Annotated in this window: 20 protein-coding genes and 1 pseudogene; 12 read left to right on the top strand and 9 right to left on the bottom strand. The window is 56.0% G+C overall.

Annotated features, from left to right (window positions below):
* Positions 1 to 16: 16 nt before the first annotated feature.
* Positions 17 to 412: a lysozyme inhibitor LprI family protein gene (locus tag B3511_RS06925; RefSeq protein ID WP_040076225.1), complete on the top strand. Its 396-nt coding sequence runs from the start codon at positions 17 to 19 to the stop codon at positions 410 to 412.
* Here B3511_RS06925 and rutR read toward each other — a convergent pair.
* The gene (gene rutR, locus B3511_RS06920) at positions 409 to 1,047 is read right to left on the bottom strand and encodes an HTH-type transcriptional regulator RutR (RefSeq protein WP_040076226.1); all 639 of its coding nucleotides are present in this window, start codon (positions 1,045 to 1,047) and stop codon (positions 409 to 411) included. The genes B3511_RS06925 and rutR overlap by 4 nt on opposite strands.
* 285 nt (positions 1,048 to 1,332) lie before the next feature.
* On the opposite strand from rutR, the gene rutA reads away from it, so the two are divergent.
* Genes rutA through rutG form a run of 7 tightly spaced genes read left to right on the top strand, consistent with a single transcriptional unit; the run spans position 1,333 to position 6,776 of the window.
* Entirely contained in the window at positions 1,333 to 2,424 is a 1,092-nt protein-coding gene (gene rutA / locus B3511_RS06915) for a pyrimidine utilization protein A (protein WP_286777842.1), read from the top strand.
* A complete protein-coding gene (rutB, locus tag B3511_RS06910) occupies positions 2,424 to 3,116 on the top strand; it encodes a pyrimidine utilization protein B (RefSeq protein ID WP_286777840.1) in 693 nt (230 codons plus the stop codon). The genes rutA and rutB overlap by 1 nt, the downstream gene beginning before the upstream one ends.
* Before the next feature lie 11 nt (positions 3,117 to 3,127).
* Entirely contained in the window at positions 3,128 to 3,514 is a 387-nt protein-coding gene (gene rutC / locus B3511_RS06905; protein ID WP_040076230.1) for a pyrimidine utilization protein C, read from the top strand.
* A 7-nt stretch (positions 3,515 to 3,521) separates the two neighbouring features.
* Positions 3,522 to 4,322: a pyrimidine utilization protein D gene (gene rutD, locus B3511_RS06900; protein ID WP_286777838.1), complete on the top strand. Its 801-nt coding sequence runs from the start codon at positions 3,522 to 3,524 to the stop codon at positions 4,320 to 4,322.
* Positions 4,323 to 4,331: 9 nt separating this feature from the next.
* Positions 4,332 to 4,922 carry a malonic semialdehyde reductase gene (locus B3511_RS06895; protein ID WP_212477595.1) on the top strand — a complete coding sequence of 197 codons (591 nt, stop codon included), beginning with the start codon at positions 4,332 to 4,334 and terminating at the stop codon, positions 4,920 to 4,922.
* Positions 4,923 to 4,931: 9 nt separating this feature from the next.
* Positions 4,932 to 5,426 (top strand): NADH-dependent FMN reductase RutF, encoded by a 495-nt coding sequence (rutF, locus tag B3511_RS06890; protein ID WP_040076233.1) that lies wholly within the window; start codon positions 4,932 to 4,934, stop codon positions 5,424 to 5,426.
* Positions 5,427 to 5,447: 21 nt separating this feature from the next.
* Positions 5,448 to 6,776: a pyrimidine utilization transport protein G gene (gene rutG, locus B3511_RS06885; protein WP_286777835.1), complete on the top strand. Its 1,329-nt coding sequence runs from the start codon at positions 5,448 to 5,450 to the stop codon at positions 6,774 to 6,776.
* A gap of 60 nt (positions 6,777 to 6,836) precedes the next feature.
* Here the strand turns inward: rutG and B3511_RS06880 are convergent.
* Both B3511_RS06880 and B3511_RS06875 read right to left on the bottom strand, forming a co-directional pair.
* Positions 6,837 to 7,724 (bottom strand): annotated as a pseudogene (locus tag B3511_RS06880) (DMT family transporter); the annotation flags it as partial.
* A gap of 144 nt (positions 7,725 to 7,868) precedes the next feature.
* The gene (locus tag B3511_RS06875) at positions 7,869 to 8,048 is read right to left on the bottom strand and encodes a general stress protein (RefSeq protein WP_040076236.1); all 180 of its coding nucleotides are present in this window, start codon (positions 8,046 to 8,048) and stop codon (positions 7,869 to 7,871) included.
* A 549-nt stretch (positions 8,049 to 8,597) separates the two neighbouring features.
* Between B3511_RS06875 and wrbA the strand changes: the two genes are divergently transcribed.
* Together wrbA and B3511_RS06865 are read left to right on the top strand one after the other, a co-directional pair.
* Positions 8,598 to 9,194 carry an NAD(P)H:quinone oxidoreductase gene (gene wrbA / locus B3511_RS06870; protein WP_040076237.1) on the top strand — a complete coding sequence of 199 codons (597 nt, stop codon included), beginning with the start codon at positions 8,598 to 8,600 and terminating at the stop codon, positions 9,192 to 9,194.
* A 20-nt stretch (positions 9,195 to 9,214) separates the two neighbouring features.
* Positions 9,215 to 9,442, top strand: a complete 228-nt coding sequence (locus B3511_RS06865) for a YccJ family protein (protein ID WP_040076238.1) — start codon at positions 9,215 to 9,217, stop codon at positions 9,440 to 9,442.
* 34 nt (positions 9,443 to 9,476) lie between these two features.
* On the opposite strand, the gene agp is transcribed toward B3511_RS06865, so the two are convergent.
* A complete protein-coding gene (gene agp, locus B3511_RS06860; RefSeq protein WP_286777831.1) occupies positions 9,477 to 10,718 on the bottom strand; it encodes a bifunctional glucose-1-phosphatase/inositol phosphatase in 1,242 nt (413 codons plus the stop codon).
* Positions 10,719 to 11,379: 661 nt separating this feature from the next.
* Complete coding sequence (locus B3511_RS06855) at positions 11,380 to 12,036, bottom strand: hypothetical protein (RefSeq protein ID WP_286777830.1); 657 nt, start codon at positions 12,034 to 12,036, stop codon at positions 11,380 to 11,382.
* Between the two features lie 702 nt (positions 12,037 to 12,738).
* On the opposite strand from B3511_RS06855, the gene B3511_RS06850 reads away from it, so the two are divergent.
* Positions 12,739 to 13,998, top strand: coding sequence for an amino acid permease (locus B3511_RS06850; protein WP_080346646.1), 1,260 nt, complete (start codon positions 12,739 to 12,741; stop codon positions 13,996 to 13,998).
* 489 nt (positions 13,999 to 14,487) lie between these two features.
* Here the strand turns inward: B3511_RS06850 and B3511_RS06845 are convergent, their stop codons facing one another.
* Together B3511_RS06845 and B3511_RS06840 are read right to left on the bottom strand one after the other, a co-directional pair.
* Positions 14,488 to 14,883, bottom strand: a complete 396-nt coding sequence (locus B3511_RS06845) for a VOC family protein (protein WP_286777829.1) — start codon at positions 14,881 to 14,883, stop codon at positions 14,488 to 14,490.
* 167 nt (positions 14,884 to 15,050) lie between these two features.
* Entirely contained in the window at positions 15,051 to 16,127 is a 1,077-nt protein-coding gene (locus B3511_RS06840) for a LacI family DNA-binding transcriptional regulator (RefSeq protein ID WP_286777828.1), read from the bottom strand.
* Positions 16,128 to 16,396: 269 nt separating this feature from the next.
* Between B3511_RS06840 and B3511_RS06835 the strand changes: the two genes are divergently transcribed.
* A complete protein-coding gene (locus B3511_RS06835) occupies positions 16,397 to 17,662 on the top strand; it encodes a maltoporin (protein ID WP_046886646.1) in 1,266 nt (421 codons plus the stop codon).
* Positions 17,663 to 17,767: 105 nt separating this feature from the next.
* Here the strand turns inward: B3511_RS06835 and B3511_RS06830 are convergent, their stop codons facing one another.
* Both B3511_RS06830 and B3511_RS06825 read right to left on the bottom strand, forming a co-directional pair.
* The gene (locus B3511_RS06830) at positions 17,768 to 18,016 is read right to left on the bottom strand and encodes a PTS transporter subunit EIIB (protein WP_080346648.1); all 249 of its coding nucleotides are present in this window, start codon (positions 18,014 to 18,016) and stop codon (positions 17,768 to 17,770) included.
* Positions 18,017 to 18,159: 143 nt separating this feature from the next.
* On the bottom strand, positions 18,160 to 20,217 hold the full coding sequence (locus tag B3511_RS06825; protein WP_286777827.1) for a beta-galactosidase: 2,058 nt from the start codon (positions 20,215 to 20,217) through the stop codon (positions 18,160 to 18,162).
* Positions 20,218 to 20,228: the final 11 nt, after the last annotated feature.

Here is a 20,228-nt window from a genome sequence, read left to right as displayed (position 1 = left end):
GGCCCTGGGAGAAAACATGAAATCTTTACTGATCGCCGGCACCGCGTTGCTGTTAAGCGCCAGTGCGCTGGCGGATGAGTGCGCAAACGCGACGACGCAACTGGATCTGAATATCTGCACGGCAAAACAGTATCAGGAGGCGGATAGTAAGTTGAACCAGACATACCAGGCAGCAATGAAGCGTGCGGCTGGCGCTCAGCAAGGGTTGCTGAAAAACGCCCAACTTGCGTGGATTAAATTGCGCGACGCTGACTGCGCCTTTATCGGCTCTGGCACCGAGGGCGGCTCCGTACAGCCCATGATCGTCAATCAGTGCCTTACCGAGAAGACCAGCGAGCGCGAAGCCATGCTCGCCAGCCTGATGCAGTGTGAAGAGGGCGATTTGAGCTGCCCGCTTCCCCCGGCCAACTAACGCACGCGGATCCCTTCAATAATCATCCGCTGCACGTTTTCGGCGGTGCGCTGGAAGAACGCCTCATCCTGTAAGGTCTTGCCCGTCACCGCCTCTACCTGCGCCGAGAAGTCAGCATAGTGCTGGGTCGCGGCCCAGATCATAAAGATCAGATGGTGCGGATCCACCGCCGCCAGTTTGCCGCTGGCCACCCAGCCCGCAATAATCGCCGATTTTTCATCCACCAGCGCTTTCACGCCCCCGGTCAGCTCTTCTTTTAGCAGCGGAGCGCCCTGCAACATCTCCAGACAGAAAAGCCGGGAAGCCTGCGGGTAGTCACGCGACACTTCCAGTTTCAGGCGAATGTACTCCGAGATGGCCACCAGCGGAGTGAACTCCTCGCGAAACGCCTTCAGCGGTGCCAGCCAGACGTCAAGAATTTGGCGTAATACCGCTACGTACAGCACCTCTTTAGACGGGTAGTAATAGAGCAGATTCGTTTTCGACACCCCCGCCAGCTCAGCGACCTGTTCGAGACGAGTACCGTGGATGCCAAACTGGGAAAAGGTCTCAAGCGCCGCCGCCAGAATCGCCGCTTTCTTTGCGCTCACCGCCTGCGACCGCTTACCGGTGCCCTTCACTGCGCCTTGTGCCATGTGCTCACTCCTTTTTCTTTGCCAACAGCATAGCAAAACCCCTGACATGACACGATATTCTGCACCGCGATCGCGCATGACTGCCTGATTTATGTGCAGACTTTTTGACCGTTTAGTCCACTTTTCAAATGCCTTTTTTATCAACTTACTTTTAACACACTAATAACATTAACCTTTTCAAAACTGGCATCGCCTTTGCAAAACAGGAGTACGCGGCTGAAGAGGAGATGCAGGATGCAGCGCCACGTCTGACTTTCACCCCACACAGAGTAAGAGAGGTTTGTGATGAAAATTGGCGTATTTGTCCCTATCGGCAACAACGGCTGGCTGATCTCCACCCATGCCCCCCAGTACCTGCCGACCTTTGAGCTGAACAAAGCGATTGTGCAAAAGGCAGAGCACTACCATTTTGATTTTGCCCTCTCGATGATCAAGCTGCGCGGTTTTGGCGGTAAAACCGAGTTCTGGGATCACAACATGGACTCCTTCACGCTGATGGCGGGCCTTGCGGCGGTGACCACCCGCATCCAGATTTACGCGACCGCCGCGACCCTGACGCTGCCGCCGGCCATTGTGGCGCGGATGGCCTCAACCATCGACTCTATCTCCGGTGGACGCTTTGGCGTGAATCTGGTCACCGGCTGGCAGAAGCCCGAATATGAGCAGATGGGGCTCTGGCCGGGCGACGAGTACTTCTCAAAACGTTACGACTACCTGACCGAATATGTCACCGTCCTGCGCGACCTGTGGGGCACGGGGAAAAGCGATTTCAAGGGCGACTACTTCACCATGAACGACTGTCGCGTCAGCCCGCAGCCGCAGGTGCCAATGAAGGTGATCTGCGCCGGACAGAGCGATGCGGGCATGGCCTTCTCCGCCGAGCATGCGGACGTTAACTTCTGCTTCGGCAAAGGGGTCAATACCCCGAGTGCCTTCGCGCCGACGGCCGCTCGCATGCAGCAGGCGGCGGAGAAAACCGGGCGCCACGTGGGTTCTTACGTCCTGTTTATGGTGATTGCTGACGAAACCGACGAGGCTGCACGGGCGAAGTGGGAACACTATAAAGCAGGGGCAGACGAAGAGGCTCTGAGCTGGCTCACCGAGCAGAGCCAGAAAGACACCCGCTCCGGCACCGACACCAATGTGCGCCAGATGGCCGACCCCACCTCAGCGGTGAATATCAATATGGGCACGCTAGTTGGCTCTTACGCCAGCGTAGCGAAAATGCTCGACGAGGTTGCCAGCGTTCCGGGTGCCGAAGGGGTGTTGCTTACCTTTGACGATTTTCTGATGGGCATCGAGGCCTTCGGGGAACGCATTCAGCCCTTGATGCAGTGTCGGGCGAATGTCCCGGCTACCACCCGGGAGGTCGCGTAATGACAACCTTACCTGCACGCCCGGAGGCGATTACCTTTGCGCCGCAGCAGAGTGCCCTGATTGTGGTGGATATGCAGAACGCCTATGCCACCCCGGGAGGCTATCTCGATCTGGCCGGATTTGACGTCTCCACCACCCGGCCTGTAATTGAGAACATTCATACCGCCGTCACCGCCGCACGAGAAGCGGGGATGCTGATCATCTGGTTCCAGAACGGCTGGGATGAGCAGTACGTCGAGGCGGGAGGCCCCGGCTCCCCCAACTACCACAAATCGAACGCCCTGAAAACCATGCGCAAACGGCCTGAACTGCAGGGCAAGCTGCTGGCAAAAGGGAGCTGGGATTACCAGCTCGTGGATGAGCTGGTGCCTCAGCCCGGCGATATCGTGTTGCCAAAACCGCGCTATAGCGGCTTTTTCAACACCCCGCTGGACAGCATCCTGCGTAGCCGGGGCATTCGTCATCTGGTCTTTACCGGAATCGCGACCAACGTCTGCGTGGAGTCGACCCTGCGCGACGGCTTTTTCCTCGAATATTTCGGCGTTGTGCTGGAGGACGCGACCCACCAGGCGGGCCCTGCATTTGCGCAAGAGGCCGCGCTGTTCAATATCGAAACCTTTTTTGGTTGGGTCAGCGATGTCGAAAGCTTCTGCCATGCCCTTTCATCCGCCACACTTGCCCGTATCGCCTGAGGAGTCACGCCATGCCTAAATCCGTCATTATCCCGCCAGGCACCAGCACCCCCATCGCCCCGTTTGTGCCGGGCACCCTTGCCGATGGCGTGGTCTATGTCTCCGGTACCCTGCCGTTTGATAAGCAGAATAACGTGGTCTATCCCGACGACCCAAAGGGGCAAACCCGCCACGTGCTCGAGACCATCAAAAGCGTTATCGAGACGGCGGGTGGCACCCTGGAGGATGTGACCTTCAACAGCATCTTTATCACCGACTGGAAAAACTACGCCGCGATTAACGAAATTTACGCGGAGTTCTTCCCCGGCGATAAGCCGGCGCGATTCTGCATTCAGTGCGGACTGGTGAAGCCGGAAGCGCTGGTTGAGATCGCCTCTGTTGCGCATATCGCTAAGTGAGGGACTGATGAAACTCTCCGTCTCACCGCCGCCCTGGGCGGGCGCGCCAGTCGTGGTAATGATTTCGGGGCTCGGGGGCAGCGCCAGCTACTGGCTGCCTCAGCTCGCCGCGCTGGAGCAGGAGTATCAGGTGGTCTGCTACGACCAGCGCGGCACGGGTAGCAATACCGCGACGCTGCCCGAGGATTACTCCCTGGCACAGATGGCCCGGGAACTGCACGAGGCGCTTTTAACAGCGGGCATCTCACGCTATGCCGTAGTGGGTCACGCGCTGGGCGCCCTGGTGGGGCTGCAACTGGCCATCGACTCGCCTGAGGCCGTGAGCGCGCTGGTCTGTATCAACGGCTGGCTGACGCTTAATCCCCACACCCGACGCTGCTTCCAGATTCGCGAGCGGCTCCTGCATGCGGGCGGTGCTCAGGCGTGGGTCGAGGCCCAGCCGCTGTTTCTCTACCCGGCAGACTGGATGGCCGCCCGTGCGCCCCGTATGGAGGCGGAAGAGGCGCTGGCACTGGCCCACTTCCAGGGCAAAACCAATCTGCTGCGCAGGCTCGCTGCCCTCAAGGCAGCCGATTTTAGCCTTCAGGCTGCGTGCGTTGCCTGCCCGGTGCAGGTGATCTGTTCTGCCGACGATCTGCTGGTGCCGACCGTCTGTTCCACAGCGCTGCATGCGGCCCTGCCCCGCAGCACAAAGGTGGTGATGCGCCATGGCGGCCACGCCTGCAATGTCACCGAACCCGAGTCCTTTAACACCCTGCTGCTGAACGGGCTGGCCAGCCTGCTACACAGATCCGAACCCGTTTTTTAAGGAGTCGAAATGAGCGAAGCACTCAACCCCACCGCAATCAATACGCTGTTTACCCAGGCGCGCACGCACAACGGCTGGCTGCCCCAGCCGGTGAGCGACGAGACCCTGCGCGAGATCTATGCGCTGCTGAAATGGGGGCCGACCTCCGCTAACTGTTCTCCGGCGCGCTTCGTGTTTATCCGTACGCCGGAGGGCAAAGAGAAGCTGCGCCCCGCGCTCTCCAGCGGCAACCTGGAAAAGACGCTTACCGCTCCGGTGACGGCCATCGTCGCCTGGGACAGCACGTTCTATGATCGCCTGCCTGCGCTGTTTCCGCACGGCGATGCGCGAAGCTGGTTTACCTCAAGCCCGGCGCTGGCCGAGGAGACGGCGTTCCGTAATAGCGCCATGCAGGCGGCCTATCTCATTTTCGCCTGCCGGGCGCTGGGGCTGGATACCGGGCCGATGTCCGGCTTCGACCGTGAGAAGGTGGACGCCGCCTTTTTCACCGGCACCCCTCTCAAGAGCAATCTGCTCGTTAACATCGGCTATGGCGATGCCAGCAAAGTGTATGCCCGCCTGCCGCGCCTCACCTTTGAAGACGCCTGCGGGCTGGCGTAAGGAGCCATCATGACCCTTCCTGATAAACAGACCTTTCGCGACGCCATGGCCTGCATGGGGGCGGCGGTGAATATCATCACCACTGACGGTCCTGCCGGACAGGCGGGCTTTACCGCCAGTGCGGTGTGTAGCGTCACTGACGAGCCGCCGACCCTGCTGGTGTGCCTGAACCGGGGGGCCTCGGTGTGGCCCACTTTTAGCGAAAACCGCACCCTGTGCGTGAATACCCTGAGCGCCGGACAAGAACCGCTCTCTAATCTGTTTGGCGGCAAAACGCCGATGGTGGAGCGTTTCGCCGCCGCCCGCTGGCAGAGGGGGGAGACCGGCTGCCCGCGGCTGGAAGAGGCGCTGGTGTCGTTCGATTGCCACATTAGCCAGGTGGTGAGCGTGGGCACCCACGACATTCTGTTTTGTAGCATTGTGGCTATTACGTGCCACCCCGCGCCGCAGGGGCTGGTGTGGTTTGATCGCGGCTATCACGCACTTATGCGACCAGCCTGTTAACCCTCCTGAAGGAGTTTGCTCATGGCAATGTTCGGTTTTCCCCACTGGCAGTTGAAATCGACCTCTACGGGTAGCGGCGTGGTCGCGCCGGATGAACGACTCTCGTATCCTCAGACCGCCGTAATGGGGGTGCAGCACGCGGTGGCGATGTTTGGTGCCACGGTGCTGATGCCCATCCTGATGGGGCTGGATCCGAACTTATCGATCCTGATGTCAGGCGTCGGCACCCTGCTGTTCTTTCTGATAACCGGGGGGCGGGTGCCAAGCTATCTCGGCTCCAGCGCGGCCTTTGTGGGGGTGGTGATTGCTGCCACCGGCTTTAGCGGCCAGGGGGTAAACCCCAATCTCAGCGTGGCGCTGGGGGGAATTATCGCCTGCGGGGCAGTCTATACCCTGATTGGGCTGATCGTGATGAAAAGCGGTACCCGCTGGATAGAACGGCTCATGCCGCCGGTGGTCACGGGGGCGGTGGTGATGGCCATTGGCCTTAACCTGGCGCCGATTGCGGTGAAAGGGGTCTCTGGCTCGGCATTTGATAGCTGGATGGCGGTGATGACGGTGCTGTGCATTGGCCTGGTCGCGGTCTTTACCCGCGGCATGGTGCAACGGCTTTTGATTCTGGTGGGATTGATCATCGCCTGCCTGCTCTATGCGCTGGTCACTAACCTGCTCGGGCTGGGGAAACCGGTGGATTTTACGCTGGTACACAACGCCGCCTGGTTTGGTGTGCCGCAGCTCACCTCCCCCACGTTTAGCGGCCAGGCGATGATGCTGATTGCCCCGGTGGCAGTGATCCTGGTGGCGGAAAACCTGGGCCACCTGAAGGCGGTGGCGGGGATGACCGGGCGCAATATGGACCCGTACATGGGCCGCGCCTTTGTCGGTGACGGACTGGCGACCCTGCTTTCAGGCTCGGTGGGCGGCAGCGGCGTGACCACCTATGCCGAGAACATCGGCGTGATGGCGGTGACCAAAGTCTACTCTACGCTGGTGTTTGTGGCCGCGGCGGTAATTGCCCTGCTGCTGGGCTTCTCGCCGAAGTTTGGCGCGCTGATCCACACCATTCCTGCTCCGGTGATTGGCGGTGCCTCGATCGTGGTGTTTGGCCTGATTGCCGTGGCGGGAGCGCGCATCTGGGTGCAAAACCATGTCGATCTGAGTCAGAACGGGAATCTGATCATGGTGGCGGTGACGCTGGTACTGGGGGCGGGAGATTTTGCCCTGTCGCTGGGTGGCTTTACTCTGGGCGGCATTGGCACCGCGACCTTCGGCGCAATTCTGTTGAATGCGCTGTTAAGCCGACGGGCGGCAGCCGTCCCCCAGGGGGAGGTTGTCGGGCAGGACAGTTAATAGCCAATGCCCCTCCAAAGAGGGGCATTTCTGTTCACCACGATTTAGTCTGAGGTTAGCACTGGCCGCTTTACGCTTCTTTTTTAACTTCAGTTCGCTCACCAGCACACCCACGACAATAAAGACGCCGCCAAGCAGGGCCAGGACAGGCAATCGTTCGCCGGCGATGCGGCCAAAAATACCGGCCCAGACCGGTTCGCCGGTGTAGATGACGGTCGCACGCGTCGGGGAGACACTTTTCTGCGCCCAGTTCATGGTGACCTGAATAATGGCGCTAAAAATGCCCAGACCGAGCGCAACAACAATCAGCCCCGGCGACAGAGCTGGAACGGCTTCGCCGGCAGGAACCATCGCGCCAAATGCCACCAGCGACGCGGTAGCGAGCTGCACCACGGTGACTCGTTTTACATCGACCTGTCCCGCCCACGCACTAATAAGAATGATCTCCGCCGCAATGGCAATCGCGCCTACCAGGGTGATGATCTCACCCGGTCCTAATGCCAGCAGATTATCGCCCGGCCCGGCCAGCAGTATCAGGCCTATAAAGGCCAGCACGATGCCCACACACGACATGATTCCCGGTATTCTGCCGAGGCATAACCATTGCAACAGTGGCACCAGCGGAACGTACATCGCCGTGATAAAGGCCGATTTACTGCTGGAGATGCTTTGTAAACCCCAGGTTTGCAGGCTGTAACCCATGGCGATCGCCACGCCGATCGCTACGCCGGCTTTGAGCTCTTTAAGCGTAAGTCCGCGCAAAGATTTCAGTGAGATCAACGCCACCGCAATTGCCGCCGTGGCGAAGCGCAGGCCGACAAAGAAAAAGGGATCGCTCAGAGTGACCGCATACTGGACGGCCAGAAAGGTGCCACCCCAGAACATAGTGATGAGAATTAATAACGCTTCTTGCGGTTTAACGGAGAAAACATAACGAGAGGCAGACATGTCACACCAAAGACAAGAATTAATCCGCTAGTGTGCGATGTCGGTGATAACAGTTCAATGTTGCGGAGATAAAAAAACCGCCGGGCTATCCGGCGGTGGGAGCAACGTTACGGATTACGCTATCCGTATCGTAGACATGAGTCACTACTTGCTATTGTTACCGCTGCCGTGACTATTTTTGCCCCCTTTTTTGCCAGCTTCTGACGCACGCTGAGGGTCATTTTTGAAATTACCCCCGCTCTGCTGGCCACCTTTACGGCCTGCTGCTGATGCTCTTTCACGATCTTCTGCGAAATTACCTGACCCACCACGATGGTTAGCCATGTGCTACCTCCAGAGTTCGACATATTAGACATCATACTGCATTCAGTAAAAGAGGATTCTTTCACCTGGCGACACTTACTCAGCCAGTTTATCTGTGCCGCGTGAAACTAAGCTTAGTGAACATAGGGCATCTGGCCAGTGAATCGTAATATTCAGCAACAGGAAATCAGCCTTTCGTATGAAAATTGCAGCCGCTTACACATAAGCATCTCTTATCGTTCCGAAAATTCGATACGGCAAATATGTTTCATATTGCAACAATGCGCCTGCTCCCTATCGCCACAATGATCTTCGGGCTGCAACGACTGAGTGATGCGCGGCGCGCCAGCAGACCCTAACGCCGGTTATCGTCAAACCAGCGCTGCCGCACGGTGCAATGGAGTTCGATTTGTGGCCAGAGCGAATCTTAAGCGACGCTCACCTGCCCCGCAAAAGCAGCAGTGCTCAGATCAAACAACCCGCGCAATAATTTGCACTCCTGCCAGCACGTCATATCTTTAAGGTACTGCAGCGCTCGGCTGCGCGACAATAATTGAGGAGTGAAGCAAGATGGCGAAAATTCTGGTGCTCTATTATTCGATGTACGGACACGTAGAAACGATGGCGCAGGCAGTGGCGGAAGGCGCCAGAAGAATTGGGGGCGTTGAGGTAACCATTAAACGTGTACCTGAAACCATGCCCGCAGAGGTGTTTGCCAACGCAGGGGGTAAAACACAGGATACCCCGGTCGCCACCCCGCAGGAGCTGGCGGACTACGATGCGATTATCATTGGCACCCCAACGCGCTTCGGCAATATGGCCGGACAGATGCGCACTTTCCTCGATCAGACCGGGGGGCTGTGGGCCAACGGCGCGCTGCGCGGCAAAATTGCCAGCGTGTTTAGCTCAACCGGCACCGGCGGCGGCCAGGAACAGACAATTACCTCTACATGGACTACCCTTGCACATCATGGGATGGTGATTGTACCTATCGGCTACGGCTCACCGGAACTGTTTGATATTTCTCAGGTACGTGGTGGTACCCCCTACGGCGCCACGACCATTGCCGGGGGAGATGGCTCCCGCCAGCCCAGCGAGGCGGAGCTGAATATTGCCCGCTATCAGGGTGAACATGTTGCCGGCTTAGCCGTCAAACTGAAAGGTTAACCGTAAACAGGAGGACGAATATGCCAACTCAAGAAGCAAAAGCGCATCGCGTGGGCGAATGGGCGAGTTTACGTAATACATCGCCAGAAATCGCAGAGGCTATCTTTGAAGTCGCAAACTACGATGAGAAGCTGGCGGAGAAAATATGGGAAGAAGGCAGCGATGAAGTACTGGTGCGCGCCTTTGAGAAGACGGATAAAGACTCGCTGTTCTGGGGCGAGCAAACCATAGAACGGCAAAACGTCTGACAACTACCCCCCCGCCAGCGCGGGGGGGACTTTTTTACTTCGCCGCGTCGTTTAATACCGCATTGAATTTGTCGATCTGACAAAAACCATTTGCATCAATCGGGCAGCCCGTCAGCTCCAGCGTCACGCGCTGAGCCGGGGATTTCAGCGTCAGGACATCCGCGTTTCGCAGCTGTTCCGCACTCTGATAAACATACTCAATCTTCATCAGATCCCGGTTACCGTTTTTATCGTGCCAGCGCTGGAAGAGGATCTTGCCGCCAATTGGCGTACGCTCGTACTGATCGTGTAGCTGATAAGGCTTAAAGTCGAGCGCCGTCAGCAGCGAAGCGATATTGGAATCATGCCCGACCAGTACCGTGATTTTCGGCGCCTTCGCCTGGTCGGTGACCAGCGCGTTATCGATATATTTCACCAGCGGTTTAGCCACGTTACGTGCCACCTCTGGCGAGGTGAACAGCGAATCCTGATAGCCATTTTTCAGCTTCGAAAGCAGCCGCCACTGCTGGTCGGTTTTGATTTCGCCCCACGCCACCTGATCCATCGGGAAGCCTTCGTAATACTGCAGCGTAAAGGCATCCACCAGCGAGTTCCCCACCTTCAACGGGCCCGCAACGCCCGGCTCTTTTTGGTAGTCTGCACTGAAGGTGTCCTTCGCTTCGCTCAAATCACACACCTGCTTCTCCTTACAGGAGGGGGAGTCGGCATAGTGGGTCATCTGCTCCAGCAGTTTGTAACTCTCACCAAGCTGCATTTTTTGCCGCTCGGCCTCCATCGCCTTAAGGGCTTTTTCTTTAAACGCTGGAGAGTTATCAGTAATCACCGGGTTAAAGGTCGGATCCATGGTGCCCATCTGTTCCTGATGATGGACAGGCACGTCGCAGCCCGGGAAGGCGCCGGTGATAAAGAACTGCGCGGTAGCGACCGTGCGTTGTAGGCTGTTGGCGTAGGCATAGACGTTACTGGCCGGCGGACACTCCCCAGCCTTAACCATCCCCTCGTCGGCGAGCCATTCCCGCATGTAATGGCCCATATACACTTCCAGGACGCCGCCCTTGGTGGTGAGCTGCCCGCCCGGTACATCCCACTCCGGCCACTGGCTGGGCGTGGATTGTTCGAGTACGCTGCCGTTATTGGCCAGCGGAGCGCGCAGATTATGGCGGCTCATAATTAAAACCTGCTGAAGCTGATACCCTTCCGGCGCGGTTTGCGCCTGTACCCCAGAACTGAGTGCGACGCTGCTTGCCACGGCGATCGCCAGGAGTGCTCTTTTCATCCCTTCTTCCTCTTTTTTTTACGCATCACCTTGAGTGTGACAGGTTTATGACAGATTGCGCGGATGCGGGTCGCAAAGTGAAACGTTCGACGGTTCACGCCACGAAACGCGTTTTACGCGGTCACCCGAGTTACCCCCCCCCCCGCTTTCATCTCCATCAACGAAGGCAATACAGCGCAGACTGTGAAGAAACCGCGCCGCAAGGGTGGGATAATCTGGGCTTAGTATTCGTTAGCATGAGGCTATGATGGCGAAGTTTGAGATCATTCGCATGGGCGACGACAGAGGCATCGGCAGTATCGTTCAGCGGAGGGGACTCTTCGGCAGAAAATCCACCTGGACGGTGAAGCCATCCCGGGACGCCAGATGTAAAGATGACTGGTTTCTTGATGAGTGGATATGCAGAGAGGACACCCGGGCGGTCTACCGGGACGATACGCCCCTCGACGCGTTTTATACGGCTCAGTACGCGTTGCAATGCGGTAAGGCGTGAGCACACTTCTCACTTTTTATGAAGGAGAGAGATAGTCGGTTTCGCTTTGTGACGGCCGTTAAACATCCCCCTTTCGCGGCATAAAGAGGGGGAGTCGAGCCTGGCCGCTATTTTTGTTTTGCCATCATGCCGTAAAAACACAGCATGACGACTCGTGATAGCGATTAATTATGAGCGCGTTATCGATGCTTCTCTGTTATCGGGACGGTTTCGAACCGGATGTGCTAAGGCTAATTTATCAATCCGCATGTAATAACATGCCGTCATAAATAGCGCGACCATAAAGGGTATTTCATACAGCTCTTCAATAATATCCTGATGTTCAGGGCTATCAACGAAAAGGAAGGCGAGCACTCTTTTATGCTCAACCGTATCGGAGATGAGGAAAGAGATGAGCGCCAGGGAGAAGATAGCCACCGGGAAAGGAATATCTCTGATTTTGCGCGCTATTTCTGCCCTGAGAGCCCTGGAAAAAAGCGCAACAATCAGCGGTGCAATCCAGAGCACGGAGATAATACGGAAATAGAGATGTGGCACATCCGGGAAATATTCACGCCCCCAGCTAATGCTTCTCCCCAGCAGTACAAACCACCAGTATGCAGACCAGATCCAGAATAGCCGGGTGGGCTTATTGAGGGAGAGTGGCAACATCGCGGCCAGTGTGAATACGCCGCAAAAGAGTAACCAGAGTGCCTGATAATTTTCTATCTGACCCACCATAGAGGCATCAAATAAGGGTAAGGGAGAGAACCGTACCGCCATAAACAGTAACGGCAGCATTAAGGTGAACCAGAACGCAGGACTAAGGTTTTTGGATATTTTCATAATGTTATAACTTTGACAAAAAATTAGGGTAACTTATGAAAATGGCCATCTTTTGTTAATAGATGCTATAAAATTAGCACATTTGTGCGGTTTAGCGATCATTGCTGCCAACCTGCGACAATATATAAACAAACAGACAAAATTCACCCAACCGGCAATGTCCTGTCGCCACAAAATTATGGCATCCCACACCCGCTATTTTCAGCAGCATCCTTAGCGTGCGTAACGCTATAGGCTGGTTATGAGATTGTATTGTTCATGTTTTTTTAATTCCCCCCAGGCGCATCTATTCAGCTCCGCTATAAAATATTCGAATAAGCTTCTCCTTCAGAAATAAAATTACTTATGGTAATTAATTATTAAGGTATTTTTTTTTGATTAACAAGCGGTGCAGGCAGGGAAAGTCAGGCGTTATTTAGTCGTTAATGTCACAAATGCCTTTTCTTATTAACCGCCTGTTAAAGCATACTCTATAAATAATGACAGTTGCTTACAGGTATACTTACAAGGTTTTGAGTATGCGAAAGCACCTCCTCTCGGCCCAGTACGTGATAGCACTGGACGTTATGTCTCTACCGCGATTTCCAGAGGCAGATGATCTCCTTTTTACACCCCTCACTGGCAAGATGACCGGCGACACTTATTCGATTTCCCGGTTTGGTCTCCCTGTTTCAGGCGTCATTATCCACGCGGTAAAACATGATGAATAGTTCAACGACGACAGTCACCCTCCCCGTTCGAAAGGGCTGGCGCTGGCAGGACAATATCTGGACCCTGGGTCTGTATGGCACAGCGGTCGGGGCGGGAACGCTTTTCCTGCCGGTGGAAATTGGTACGCGCGGGCCGGTCATCTTCCTGGTGATGCTGCTGCTGGGCCTGCCATTATCCCTGATACCGCACCTGCTTTTATGTCGGGTCTATCTGCGGGAGGAGCAGACTGAAAAAGGTATGCTGCCCATCTTCGGTTCTTTCTTTAGTGGTCACGGCGAGAAGTTGATGACCTTATTCTACTGCGTGACCTTCTTCCCTGTGACCCTGGTTTACGGGGTGGCGCTGGTCAATGCGCTGGATAACTTCCTCGTGGATCATCTGCAGATGACCAGCATCAGCCGTGGGCCGCTTTCATTTATCGTGGTCGCTGCGCTATATGGGGTACTGAGTAAGGGGCGCGATAAGGTCGTCGCGACGATGAGCGCGCTGGCACTGCCCTTCGCGGCATCGGTGCTGCTTATCGCCGTTTCACTGATCCCGGAGTGGCATCTTGCAAATTTCACCGGTGCGGTTGCTGAGGTGAAAACCACTCCGCTGCCGGTGACGCTGAAAGGCATCTGGCTGACGCTGCCGCTGATTACGTTTTCGTTCTGCTGTGCGCCGATGATCTCCCCCCTCACCTCCTGGTATAAAGAGAAAAAAGCCGGGGGCGAGGAAAAGGCGTTGTGGGTGATCCGCGTGGCTTATATCGCCATCTTTACCAGTATCATCTTCTTCGTGCTGAGCTGCGTGCTAAGTATTCCGCATGACAGCTTCGTGCAGGCGAAGGCGGAGAACCTGAACGTGCTCTCTGTGATTAAAGGAAACGGCAGCTTCAACCTCATCTTTTATGTGGCTCCGTTCATCGCCATACTCGGCATGACAAAATCTTTCCTCGGGGTGGGCCTGTCGGTAGCGGAAACCTTTAGCCAGCTGGTGGCCAGCGGATCGGGTAAAAACGCGGCGTCTCGCAAGCGCGCCGCCTCTCTGGGACTGTTTCTGCTCACGTTCGGCATCGTCTACGCGAACCCGGACGTCATCAACCTGATCGAGACGTTTTGTGGGCCGCTCATTGCGGTGATCGTGTTCCTCATTCCCGCCTGGCTTATTTGCACGCGCACTGCGCTGGCGCAGTTGCGTGGCATGACCGTGTTGTGGGTGGTTCTCGGCGGGCTGGCGACTCTCTCGGCGCTACTCTGGCCGATGTTGTAGGACAACGCTGGCAGCTCCAGTGCGTTGTTCCTCAGCCTCCGCCAGACGCCCCGAAATGCCCGGTGCGAAACGAAGCATTTAACAAAAAGAGCGCACTGGATTATTAAGGGAGGAAAATTTGAAAACAGCGTCTACGCTTTCTGAGAAACGTGTTATCAGAAGGGATTAACCGATGGCAAATTTTGTATTGCTGGCCGCTTTGGCAGCGCTCATAGTGTTGGGTCTTATCAGTGTGTTGAAGGCGTTACTCGGCGCCTGGTGCGGTTCAGAACAGCGTTAACAGAACACGCTTTTTTGGGCAGACCATAAGGTACAAAAAACAGTAATTTCACGTGCTATCTGCGCCTTTATTTTCACTCTAAAGGCGCAGTCTTCCGTGGTGGGATAACGCATACAGCCATTCGGCTGGAGTCTGTTGTTTATCGCGTGCGTAAGCCTGTGTGCATGGCGATTCTGCATGCGTACCAGCAGAGCCGACGTTCTGAGCCGTTATTTAGGTGACTCCCAGGCTCGGTTCTGGATAACGACCCTGTACCCGTCAGGATCTATAAAGGTTGCCCCCTGCTTATCCCAGTATGGATTAAACGCGTTCACCGCCCTGAAGCCCGCCGCGCTCATCTTTTCACAGGCCTCTTCCCACGCCTGCTTTTCCGGATAGTACATGACCAGCAGATCTTCTGCTGTCGGGGAAGGCTGTACCGGATGGTGCAGACAGAGGGTTAACTCCATATGCCAGTGCAGCCCCGCACGGCCCAGCATGATGCCGCTAAAGCCGTCATGATCGTCAAAGTCGGCAATCTTTTGCAGCCCCAGGCCGCTGGCGTACATATGAAAAGATCGTGCGAGATCCGTCACGGGTCTGGCAATGCGCAGGTGATGAAACATTCAGCGGGCTCCTGTTGGGCTATTTTCCGGGGTCAGAAGCCTGAGTTTATCGCTGTATCGCTTAGATATTTGTCCATTAGAGCTTACCTCCCTGCCGCTGCCCTTGCGCCTCTGTGCGTGAGGCACGCTCAGAGGCAACTCTGGCCAGTCGCCATGATGAGGAGGCTTTACCGCTCCTCCAGTTGATGGGCAATGGCCCGCAGCTGGTCGGCGAGCGCCTGCAGGTTTTTACCCTTCTCCCCTTTCGGGCCAGTGGAGTGCCGCACCACCAGCCGCGCCGGTAGGATGGACGACAAGCGCAGCGTATTCTCTTCTCCGTGGTCCAGAATGCGGCGCACCGCTTCTTTACCCTGCAGATCCAGATCCAGCGAGACGGTCGTCAGTGCCGGATAGAAGAATGAGCTTTCATAAGTGTCATCGTAACCAATCACCGATTTCTCGCCCGGAATCGGGATCTGATGTTGATGGAAGGCGCTTAGCACCCCCAGCGCCATCTGGTCGTTCCCCACCAGCACGGCGGTAAAGTGGGCCGTCTCACGCAGCATTTGCAGCGCCCCCGCGTAACCGCTCTGCGCATCCCAGTTGCCGCGCACGACGGTGGCAGGCTCCAGCCCATAACTCTTCAACGTCTCCACCCAGCTTTTCAGGCGCAGCTCTGCCGAGACTGAACTGGCCGGTCCCGCCAGCAGCGCGATCTCTCGGTGGCCGAGTTCGTGCAGATATTTCACGCTGGCGCGCGTGCCATCCGCCGGGTTAAACGAAACGTTAAACACAGAGCTGTAGGGATCAACATCCAGGAACAGGCAGACGATGTCATCGTTATCTGACGCGATTTTCTGCGCCTCGTCAGCCTCCAGCGGCACGTTGATGATCACTTTGTTCACCAGCTGAGACTTCAGCTCGTTGATCGAATCCTGAATGCTGTGGTTGACGTTCTCATCGATCATGGAGATCAGCACCTGGTAACCTTCAAGATTGGCATAGCGTTTTACCGCCGCCGCCACCTGTGAAGGGGCATGCAGGGCCAGAGATATGGTGACCAGCCCTACGGTCTGCGTCTGCTTGCCGACCAGTTGCTGTGCCAGCCGGTTCGGAACATAACGCAGTATTTCAATGGCTTTCTCCACCTTATGGCGCGTGGCTTCGGATACATTGGCAGATTTGTTCAGTACCCTGGACACGGTCTGATAGGAGACGCCCGCATGGCGAGCCACATCCTCTAACGTCGCGCTTTTCGACTTCATGGTCCGGTTCCTTGTGTCGTTATTGTTTGATTGTAACAGGGGCCATTTAAAAAAACGCTCATCGCAGCATCATTGCGCGGTTCACGCTCTAAAAAAGTATGACGCTCACATTGCCACATTTCTGTTTAAATCTCATCTCTCGTAACAAATCTCGCTGTTTTATTTGCACTTAATCACACATTTATGACATCACAATTGCCACGGAAAGGGTTTAGGCATTTTATGACAGCGGATTTGTGAACGTATTACAAAACAATAAGAGGGTTACAATGAACACTACGATCCGCTCTGTATCCGTTGCGTTGGCGGCTGCGCTGGCCTCACCTTCGCTGTTAGCGGCGTCTTCAGTACCTATTGATTTCCATGGATATCTTCGCTCTGGTGTGGGCGTCTCGCGGGATGGCGGGATGGAAGAGTGGCAAAAAAACAAGATTGGTCGTCTGGGTAACGAGACCGACACCTACGGTGAGCTGGAATTAGGCTCAGAAGTTTACAAGAAGAACGATGTCAGTTTTTACCTCGACAGTATGGTCAGCATGGTGTCCGATGGCTCGAATGACAACGAATCGACCCTGGATGACGACGCCGAGTTCGGCTTGCGTCAGCTCAACCTGCAGATCAAAGGGCTGATCCCGGGCGATCCTAACGCGGTAATTTGGGGCGGTAAACGCTATTACCAGCGTCATGACCTGCACATCATCGATACCAAATACTGGAACATTTCCGGCGCCGGTGCCGGTATTGAAAACTATACCCTCGGCCCCGGCGCCATCTCCGTGGCGTGGATCCGTGGCGATGCCAATGACGTGGATTACCGCGTGGATGGCGACAACGATGTCAACATCAACTATATCGACGTACGCTACGCCGGCTGGAAACCCTGGGCAGGCGCGTGGACCGAAGTGGGCATCGATTACGCGATGCCAAACCCCACCAACAAGCAGAAAGAGTACGGCGGCTTGTATGACGCTGATAACGGCGTGATGGTCACCGGCGAGATTAGCCAGGAGATGCTGGGCGGCTATAACAAGCTGGTGCTGCAGTATGCCAACAAAGGGCTGGCGCAGAATATGGTCTCTCAGGGCGGAGGCTGGTATGACATGTGGAACTATGTCAACGATGCTTCGGGTTACCGTGTTATCAACACCGGCTTGATTCCCATCACCGATAAGCTCTCTTTCAACCACGTTCTCACCTGGGGCTCGGCGGATGACACCACCCTCTACACCGAGAAGTCACGCCTGATCTCCCTCGTCGGCCGCGCGCAGTATCAGTTTACGGAGTATGTGCGTCTTATCGGCGAGGTAGGCGGGTTCTATCAGAAAGACACCTACACCGACGGCGCGAAATACAAACAGAGCGGCGAGAAGTACACCATCGCTCTGGGTCTGGCGGATGGCCCTGATTTTATGTCGCGTCCGGAACTGCGCGTGTTTGCCTCTTATCTGAATGACTCTGAGAAGGGTCAATCATTCCAGGATGGCACCGCGAATAATAACTGGAACTTTGGCATCCAGGTTGAAGCCTGGTGGTAAGCATTATTCTCTGATTTGCCTGTTATCATTATTTTATCTCCAACACTGGGTAGTTATTTTGGCCTTTACGGGATAACCATTTATTGGCTATCCCGTTTTTTTTATTTATTTACGGCCATTAAAATGGTCGTCGAGTAATTGGCGCAAGGTATCGGATTGTCGGCCAAATATCGCATGGACTTGTTGCCCAATAATAATGACCCCTAACGCCCCCTCCTCCTGTATTGCCTGCGAGTCAACCTTATTTAAATCTTTTACCGTGACGCGCAGGCGGGTAATACAGGCTTCGATATGTTCGATATTCTCTTCTCCGCCAAATGCCGGAATTAAACGCTGAGTGATTTTGGTATCCATCAGTAGCCTCTCAGTTATATCCGTCATCCTTCACGCTGCAAACGCGATACGCATCCTGGTCTGCAAGCCGAATGATTCAGGGTATCCAGGGGTAAAAAAATGCCTGCTCATTTGAGCAGGCGTGTAATGCGTGGCGCCGGGCGTTATGCCCTGCGCTTCAGCACGCGACAATCCCACGGCAGGAGCACGGTTTCGCCCACCGCCGCAGCATCGGTCATACTGTCGGTATAGCCCTCTGGCAGCGTGACCAGTTGCTGCTGCGCCGTGAAGTTCTGCACAAATACCCAGGTACTCTCGCCATCAGTACGGGCGGTAGCCACCACGCCCGGTGGGAAATCAGCATCGACGGCCTGCGGCAGCGCCAGTTCGTTAATAATGCCGGCGAAGAAGTCACGCTGGAATTGCAGATCGTTGCGCGACGCCACGTGCCAGGCTTTGCCGTTGCCAAAGCGGTTAACCGTTACCGCCGGTCGACCGGCATAAAAATCATCCCGGTAGGTCGCCAGCGCCTGGGCGGTTTCGGTGTGGATCAGCTCGCAGAGATGACGCACCTGGTACGGCCCCTGCAGACCCGACGCATTGCCCGCCAGCCCCTGCACCAGGTTACGTTCCCCCTCGCCCAGACAGTCGATCTCTTCCGCCCAGATCCCGAGCAGCTTGCGCAGCGGGCCAGGGAAGCCGCCCGTAAAGCAGAGATCGCTTTCATCCACAATGCCGCTCCAGTAGGTCGTGACCAGATGCCCCCCCTCGGCCACAAAGGCTTCGGCGCGTTCGGCGAATCCCTGGCGGACCATGTAGAGCATAGGGGCAATCACCAGCGCGTACTGGCTCAACGGCTGATCGGCATCGATCACGTCAACGGCAATGCCTTTCTCCCAGAAGGGACGGTAGTGCTCATTCACGGTTTTTTCGTACTCCAGGCCCATATTGCGCGGGCCTGCGGCATCGTCCATTGCCCAGCGGCTCTGCTGGTCAAAGACAATAGCCACCCGCGCCTCGGTGCGGCAACCCGCCACCGCCGACAGACGCGCCAGCATATCGCCCAGCTTGCTCACCTCACGCCCGACGCGGGTATCCAGATGCCCCACATGGTCGATAACTGCCCCGTGGAACTTCTCTACCGAGCCGCGGCTTTTACGCCACTGGAAATACTGCACCGAATCCGCCCCGTGAGCCACCGCCTGTAGAGACGAGAGGATGTGCATCCCCGGTTTTTTCAGCTTACTGATGGGCTGCCAGTTGGTGGTGCTGGGCGTAGACTCCATCAGCACAAAAGGCTTGCCGCCTTTAAGCGAACGCATCATGTCGTGATACATGGCGGTGTAGCAGGCCAGCGTCGTTTCCTCTTTCTCACGGTGCCACATCGGATAGCTGTCCCAGGAGATAAAATCGATCTCTTTCGCCAGCTGCCAGTAGTCGTAATCGTAAAAGTACTCCATAAAGTTGGTGGTCACCGGCAGGTCGGCATTTACCGCTTTGAGTGGCGCCACTTCATGACGGCAGAAGTCGCTCACCTGCGCGGTGTTAAAGCGTCGCCAGTCCAGATTCAGGCCGTGGATGGAGACCTCACCCTGCGGCGCGGGCGATTCAATTTGCGACCAGTCCGTGTAGGTGTGACTCCAGAAGGTGCTCCACCACGCATGGTTGAGCGCATCCAGCGTCTTATAACGCGCTTTCAGCCAGTCGCGGAATTTTTGCTGACACAGGCCGCAGTGGCACTCGCCACCATATTCGTTAGAGATATGCCAGCCCAGCACGGCGGGGTGCTGCGAGTAGCGCTCCGCCAGCAGGCGATTAATTTTCAGCGTCTTTTCGCGATAGACCGGCGAGGTCATACAGTGGTTGTGTCGCCCACCGTGCAGCGCCGGCACGCGGTCACGCCCTACCCGAAGCACTTCCGGATATTTTTGCGACATCCACGCCGGACGCGCACCGCTCGGGGTGGCGAGGAATATATGAATACCCGCCGCGTAAAGTTTCTCAATTACCGCATCCAGCCAGGCAAAATCATATTCCCCTTCGCGCGGTTCGAGTTTCGCCCAGCTAAATATCCCGACTGACATCACATTACATTTTGCCTGCTGCATCATGGTAATGTCTTTTTCAATAATACCGGGGTAATTTTCCCATTGTTCCGGGTTATAATCGGCGCCATGCAGTAACGCAGCAACCTTAGGAAATAAAGGCGCGAATTTAGTCATATTTACAGCTT

It is taken from the genome of Leclercia sp. UBA1284 (genome assembly GCF_002308415.1).
Classification (GTDB): domain Bacteria; phylum Pseudomonadota; class Gammaproteobacteria; order Enterobacterales; family Enterobacteriaceae; genus Enterobacter; species Enterobacter pneumoniae.
The sequence above is the reverse complement of the archived record's forward strand: the minus strand, read 5'-3'. Positions and strand labels throughout refer to the sequence as shown.

Bases quoted from the DNA above. Each gene is read 5' to 3' on its own strand.
- B3511_RS06855 (WP_286777830.1), bottom strand. From the start codon at position 12,036: ATGAAAATATCCAAAAACCTTAGTCCTGCGTTCTGGTTCACCTTAATG.
- rutD (WP_286777838.1), top strand. From the start codon at position 3,522: ATGAAACTCTCCGTCTCACCGCCGCCCTGGGCGGGCGCGCCAGTCGTG.
- B3511_RS06895 (WP_212477595.1), top strand. From the start codon at position 4,332: ATGAGCGAAGCACTCAACCCCACCGCAATCAATACGCTGTTTACCCAG.
- B3511_RS06850 (WP_080346646.1), top strand. From the start codon at position 12,739: ATGAATAGTTCAACGACGACAGTCACCCTCCCCGTTCGAAAGGGCTGG.
- B3511_RS06875 (WP_040076236.1), bottom strand. From the start codon at position 8,048: ATGGCTAACCATCGTGGTGGGTCAGGTAATTTCGCAGAAGATCGTGAA.
- B3511_RS06925 (WP_040076225.1), top strand. From the start codon at position 17: ATGAAATCTTTACTGATCGCCGGCACCGCGTTGCTGTTAAGCGCCAGT.
- B3511_RS06840 (WP_286777828.1), bottom strand. From the start codon at position 16,127: ATGAAGTCGAAAAGCGCGACGTTAGAGGATGTGGCTCGCCATGCGGGC.
- wrbA (WP_040076237.1), top strand. From the start codon at position 8,598: ATGGCGAAAATTCTGGTGCTCTATTATTCGATGTACGGACACGTAGAA.
- rutB (WP_286777840.1), top strand. From the start codon at position 2,424: ATGACAACCTTACCTGCACGCCCGGAGGCGATTACCTTTGCGCCGCAG.
- B3511_RS06830 (WP_080346648.1), bottom strand. From the start codon at position 18,016: ATGGATACCAAAATCACTCAGCGTTTAATTCCGGCATTTGGCGGAGAA.
- rutC (WP_040076230.1), top strand. From the start codon at position 3,128: ATGCCTAAATCCGTCATTATCCCGCCAGGCACCAGCACCCCCATCGCC.
- B3511_RS06825 (WP_286777827.1), bottom strand. From the start codon at position 20,217: ATGACTAAATTCGCGCCTTTATTTCCTAAGGTTGCTGCGTTACTGCAT.
- B3511_RS06835 (WP_046886646.1), top strand. From the start codon at position 16,397: ATGAACACTACGATCCGCTCTGTATCCGTTGCGTTGGCGGCTGCGCTG.
- B3511_RS06845 (WP_286777829.1), bottom strand. From the start codon at position 14,883: ATGTTTCATCACCTGCGCATTGCCAGACCCGTGACGGATCTCGCACGA.
- rutG (WP_286777835.1), top strand. From the start codon at position 5,448: ATGGCAATGTTCGGTTTTCCCCACTGGCAGTTGAAATCGACCTCTACG.
- agp (WP_286777831.1), bottom strand. From the start codon at position 10,718: ATGAAAAGAGCACTCCTGGCGATCGCCGTGGCAAGCAGCGTCGCACTC.
- B3511_RS06865 (WP_040076238.1), top strand. From the start codon at position 9,215: ATGCCAACTCAAGAAGCAAAAGCGCATCGCGTGGGCGAATGGGCGAGT.
- rutF (WP_040076233.1), top strand. From the start codon at position 4,932: ATGACCCTTCCTGATAAACAGACCTTTCGCGACGCCATGGCCTGCATG.
- rutA (WP_286777842.1), top strand. From the start codon at position 1,333: ATGAAAATTGGCGTATTTGTCCCTATCGGCAACAACGGCTGGCTGATC.
- rutR (WP_040076226.1), bottom strand. From the start codon at position 1,047: ATGGCACAAGGCGCAGTGAAGGGCACCGGTAAGCGGTCGCAGGCGGTG.